Source organism: Lentibacter sp., from assembly GCF_029254145.1.
GTDB lineage: Bacteria > Pseudomonadota > Alphaproteobacteria > Rhodobacterales > Rhodobacteraceae > Lentibacter.
This window is the reverse complement of sequence record NZ_JAQWYD010000080.1, coordinates 1-5,295: the sequence shown is the minus strand read 5'-3', so window position 1 is coordinate 5,295 and position 5,295 is coordinate 1. Positions and strand designations below refer to the sequence as shown.

Here is a 5,295-nt window from a genome sequence, read left to right as displayed (position 1 = left end):
GGATTCGAACCCTCGAGACCCTTCCGGGCCTACTCCCTTAGCAGGGGAGCGCCTTCGACCACTCGGCCACGTCTCCGCCGACGGGTATACAAGCGCAAGAGACGGATTTACAAGGTGTTTTCTGAGGTTTTTCAAATTTCTTCCAACTCCAATAAATGGCTGAAAACACCTATAAAATAAAGGCTGAACACACACTCATACTCCCAGCACCTTGCAACGCAAAACTTAGGTGCGGCCCTAGAGGCTCAAGCTTTTCCACCCGTTGCGGGAATCCCGTTGGAAACTTGCCAAGCCATTTTTCGCAGCCGAGGGCCTGCGCGTCTGAAAAACGCCGTGTAGCTTTCGCAAAAATAGTTGTGCCCCGCCTCGCCCGTCTTTGATGTGCCAAAACGGTATTTGGGGCAGCCACCATTGCACGCAAAGCGAAACTCGCACGCGCGGCACTGAGCTGTCAGAGAGGCCTCTTTGTCTTGGCCAAAGGCGGCCTGCCGATCACTCCACAGCATTTCGCGCAGGGGCGTCTCACCAATCTCTCCAAGCTTGTAGTCTGGGTAAACGTAGTGATCACACGCATACAGGCTACCATCATGCTCAAGGGCAAGACTGTTGCCGCAGGTCTTGGCAAAAACACACAGTGTTGAGGGTTGCCCCATCCAGAGACCAAGCTGCACATCAAAGAACTGCACAGAAACGCGCCCCACATCGGCTTTGAACCATAGATCAAAGACATCGCACAGAAATTTACCATACGCGCGCGCAGCCACGCTCCACTCCGTCACTCTATTTTGCGGGGCCATGTCCTGCTGTGGCGCACGTGCAAGGCTTGCCCCAGCACTGCGCTCGGCAATCGGAATAAACTGGATATGGTCAAATCCTTTCCCCGTTAAAAAGCGATAGACATCTCGGCCTTTGCCGCCATTTGCACGGTGGACAGTTGTCAGTGCATTGTGACGCACCCCATGGCGCTGAAGCACTTCCAGCCCGCGCATGACAGCGTCAAAGGTCGGGCGCCCGGCACGGTCAACGCGGTACCTGTCATGCACAGCTTTTGGCCCGTCCACACTCAGCCCAACAAGAAAGTCGTTTTCAGCCAAAAACACACCCCATGCCTCATCGAGCAAGATCCCGTTGGTTTGAAGCGCGTTGGAAAGTGGCACACCCGCTGGCAGGTGTTTTTTCTGAAAGGTCACAATCTTGCGAAAATACTCAACACCCAGCATCGTTGGCTCACCGCCCCGCCAAGCAAAGTGAACCTCACCCATCCCGCTTTCCAGCCCCGACGCGATCGTCTGGGAAATATAGCGTTCCAAAACGTTATCAGACATCCGGAATTTCTTTTCATCCGGATAAAGCTTTTCTTTTTCAAGGTAATAGCAATACTTTCAATCGATATTGCAGCGTGGCCCAATCGGCTTGGTCATAATATTAAACGGCAACGGCTGCATAAAACTGTCCTGCTTTGACCCTGTTATATGTGGCCGAAATCAATTCTGACTTAAAGCTTCTTTGATAGACCCGCGCCAGAAAGCCAGATATCACTGCCCAAAAGAAGGGCTAAATCCCTCGCAGTTGGTATCGAGTTGAGGAAAGCAGAGCATGTCGACACAAGACGCGCGCAAGAACGTCATTCTCATCACATTTGATGATGCAGTCGCCTTTTGGAAATACAAAGCCGCCTTTGGCGAAGCCCTTCAAACGCCCAATCTGGACCGCATTTGCGCAGAGTCCACAGCCTTTCAAGCGGCCTATTGTCAGGCTCCTGTTTGCAGCCCATCGCGCGCCAGCTTCATGTCAGGACAATCGCCGCATCAGTCAGGCGTTACGGGCCCCTACAAAAACTATTTTGAGAAAATCCCGGCTGAGGCGATGTGGCCTTACAAACTCAAACAAGCCGGTTACTTTTGCTCATCTGGCGGCAAAGTCATGCAAGGCTATGACGCCCTGCCCGACGAGATCCACCAAACTCTCTTTTCCGACAACCCCAAGAAATTCCGCGGCGATTGGCAGATCCCCGAGGCTATCAGCATCGAGTTCGGCGGGCTGCGCGGCGGTAAAGCTGCCAAAGACGAGAAAGACGACCCGCGATTTTACGACCATCAAGCAGCCAATTCAGCGCGTTCTTTCTTCAAAAATTACAAAGAGGATGCCCCGTTTTACCGCGAGATCGGCTTCTACGGGCCGCATGGCCCTTGGATCACACCGCGCCGCTTCAAAGAGATGTATGAGGAGAAAAACTTCAGAAAGCCAAAGGCTTGGCAAGGGGGCTTTGACGAAAGTGCCTTTATGGAGCTGCACAATTCGCAAAATTTAAACGCCGACAAGTTCAAGCAATGGCGCAAAAGCGTGCGCAATTACTTCTCCGCACTCAGCCACACAGATTATCACTTGGGCCGCATCTGGGACGCGCTAAAGGCCTCACGCTTTGCCGACAACACCTTGGTCATCATCGCATCAGATCATGGGCTACACCTCGGCGAGCGCAACCGCTTTCGCAAGCACACCCTCTGGGAGCAGGTCGCCAACGTGCCTCTGATCATTCACGATCCGGAGCAGCCCGTAGCCCAAGTGGTCAGTGACCCTGTAGCGCTGCTCGATATCGGCCCCACTGTGATGGATTATGCGAACCTGCCCCCACTCGACGGAAGCGTCGGCCGCTCCTTGCGCCCACAAATGGACTGGGCACGCGCACCTGACCGCGCAGTGCCAACCTTCCTGCATCAGAGCGCCGCCGTGCGCAAAGGCAAATACCGCTTCATCCGCCACAGTGACGGATCCACACAGCTTTTTGATCTATCAAAAGACTGGTGGCAAACCCGTGACCTGGGCCCAGATCACCCTGCCTATGCACAAATGCAGGCCGCCCATGCCGCCTGTTGTCTGGAATATGGCTTTGATGTCACTGCGCCCCTGCCTGAGACGGGCGAGCCGCAGAACACGGATGACGATTAGGCCTTGCGCAACGCCGCAATCATTTTGATGGGGTCTGTCGCGATCAAAGCCAGAAGCTTCAAAGCTGGCCCGCCTGGCGTACGCGCACCGCGCTCCCACGCACTATAACCATAGTCGCCCATCCCCAAAAGAGCGGCCATCTCTTCAGCCGTCAAACCTGCGGCGCGTCGGACCGCTTCGGGCGTCGTCAAGTCCTGCGCCAATGCGGGTGTGCCAGTGAGGGGTTTTGAATCCTGATGTGTCATTTGTCTGTCTTGCTCAAATTGGCCGTGTTCCGATGCGGCGTTTGTTTGGCCCGTCTCAAGGGGCCTGAAAGCGCATGGGCGGAACATCATTTGAAGATAAAAGACAAAACACCAAGCACATAAGAGTCTGTGGAAAAGCCACGACTCCACTACAATTCAAAAACTTACAGTGCTTGTTTCATGTGGAGAGCCTAGCAGGCTCATGCCCGGAATTCAACCAATGCCCAAAAGCCCCGTTGCGCAAATGCACCAGAGCAAGCTCCGCGCGCGCCCTTGACCACAGTCAAAGCCGTGCGCGGAACTTGATTTTATTTGTTGAACAGGAAGTGCAAGACATCGCCGTCTTTGACGACATAAGCCTTGCCCTCGGCGCGCATCTTGCCAGCTTCTTTCGCGCCTTGTTCGCCGCCATTGGCAACAAAATCGGCATAGGCAATCGTCTCAGCCCGGATGAAGCCTTTTTCAAAATCGCCATGGATCACGCCCGCCGCCTGCGGCGCACCTGTTCCCTCACGGATCGTCCAAGCGCGCGCTTCCTTTGGGCCGACTGTGAAGTAAGTCTCAAGGTGCAAAAGATTGTAGCCCGCACGGATCAAACGGTCGAGACCTGCCTCAGCAAGGCCCATTTCCTCCAGAAACATCTCAGCTTCATCGTCTTCCAGCTTGCTGATCTCTTCCTCGATCTGCGCCGAAATGACGACCGCACCTGCGCCCTGCTCTGCGGCCATAGCCGCAACCGCATCAGAATGTGCATTCCCCGTGGCCGCGCTGCCCTCGTCAACATTGCACACATACAGAATTTTCTTGGAGGTCAGAAGTTGGAGGTTTTTCCAAGCTTTCGCGTCTTCCGCATCCACCTCGACAAGCCGCGCTGGCTTGCCCTCTTCCAGCATCGCCTGCGCTGCAGCGAGCAAACGGTCTTGCTGGGCGGCCTCTTTGTCATTGCCCTTGAGCTTGCGCACAAGCCCCTGACGGCGCTTCTCAACGCTCTCCAGGTCCGCGAGCATGAGCTCTGTCTCGATGACTTCCGCATCCTCCACAGGATTCACGCGCCCTTCGACGTGGGTCACATCTCCGTCTTCAAAGCAGCGCAGTACATGGGCAATCGCGTCAGTTTCCCGAATATTGGCCAAAAACTGGTTGCCAAGCCCCTCGCCCTTACTTGCGCCCTTCACAAGCCCGGCGATGTCCACAAAGGTCATCCTTGCTGGAATGATCGACTTTGACCCTGCAATCTCTGCAAGCGTATCAAGGCGTGCATCCGGCACATTGACCTCACCAACATTCGGCTCAATCGTGCAAAACGGAAAGTTCGCCGCCTGCGCCGCCGCCGTTTTTGTCAACGCATTAAACAAAGTTGACTTGCCCACATTCGGCAAACCCACAATACCCATCTTAAAGCCCATGGCTTTTCTCCCGCATCTGCTGTTAAGCGCCTCATAAGCCCTCGCCAGCCTCGCTGCAACACTCTCGACAAATTCAAATCTGCCCCTTTCCAGGCAAAACAGCCCCACCCTCTTTTTCTTTCCTCCAATATCCCGGGGGTTTGGGGGCAGAGCCCCCAACGGGTCCAATGGCGCAAAGCGCCATTGGACCCGTCTTGCTATTGATTTCCCCACTGCTTTTGGGGCACATCTGCCTCAACATAAAAAGGAATGCCCCATGAGCCGCATCGACGCCACATTCGCCGCCCTTCAAGCCGAAGATAAAAAAGCCTTCGTGGCCTACATCATGGCGGGTGATCCAGATGTTGCCACCTCCCTTGAGGTGATGAAAGGCTTGCCCGCGGCAGGCGTAGATATCATCGAACTGGGCCTACCCTTCACCGACCCTATGGCAGATGGCCCAACCATCCAGCTGGCCGGGCAGCGCGCGCTTGAGGCGGGCATGACGCTCAACAAAACACTCGCGATGGCGACAGAGTTCCGAAAGACCAATGAGACAACACCGATCGTATTGATGGGCTACTACAATCCCATCTATTCACATGGTGTCGAGGCCTTCCTAAAAGATGCCAAAGCCGCAGGGATCGACGGGCTGATCGTGGTGGACCTTCCGCCTGAGGAGGATGTCGAGCTTTGCATTCCCGCGCAAGCCGCAG

General features: G+C 55.1%; 4 protein-coding genes and 1 pseudogene. 2 read left to right on the top strand and 3 right to left on the bottom strand.

Annotated elements, in window-relative coordinates; all coding sequences use genetic code 11:
* Positions 1–245: 245 nt before the first annotated feature.
* Positions 246–1,370 (bottom strand): annotated as a pseudogene (locus P8O11_RS09360) (anaerobic sulfatase maturase); the annotation flags it as partial.
* A gap of 226 nt (positions 1,371–1,596) precedes the next feature.
* Between P8O11_RS09360 and P8O11_RS09355 the strand changes: the two are divergent.
* Positions 1,597–2,949, top strand: a complete 1,353-nt coding sequence (locus tag P8O11_RS09355) for a sulfatase-like hydrolase/transferase (RefSeq protein ID WP_300293839.1) — start codon at positions 1,597–1,599, stop codon at positions 2,947–2,949.
* On the opposite strand, the gene P8O11_RS09350 is transcribed toward P8O11_RS09355, so the two are convergent.
* Positions 2,946–3,194 (bottom strand): helix-turn-helix domain-containing protein, encoded by a 249-nt coding sequence (locus P8O11_RS09350; RefSeq protein ID WP_300293838.1) that lies wholly within the window; start codon positions 3,192–3,194, stop codon positions 2,946–2,948. The genes P8O11_RS09355 and P8O11_RS09350 overlap by 4 nt on opposite strands.
* 308 nt (positions 3,195–3,502) lie before the next feature.
* A complete protein-coding gene (gene ychF / locus P8O11_RS09345) occupies positions 3,503–4,600 on the bottom strand; it encodes a redox-regulated ATPase YchF (RefSeq protein WP_089888000.1) in 1,098 nt (365 codons plus the stop codon).
* A 256-nt stretch (positions 4,601–4,856) separates the two neighbouring features.
* Between ychF and trpA the strand changes: the two genes are divergently transcribed.
* The coding region (gene trpA / locus P8O11_RS09340) for a tryptophan synthase subunit alpha (RefSeq protein WP_300293837.1) at positions 4,857–5,295 on the top strand (439 nt) is incomplete at its 3' end.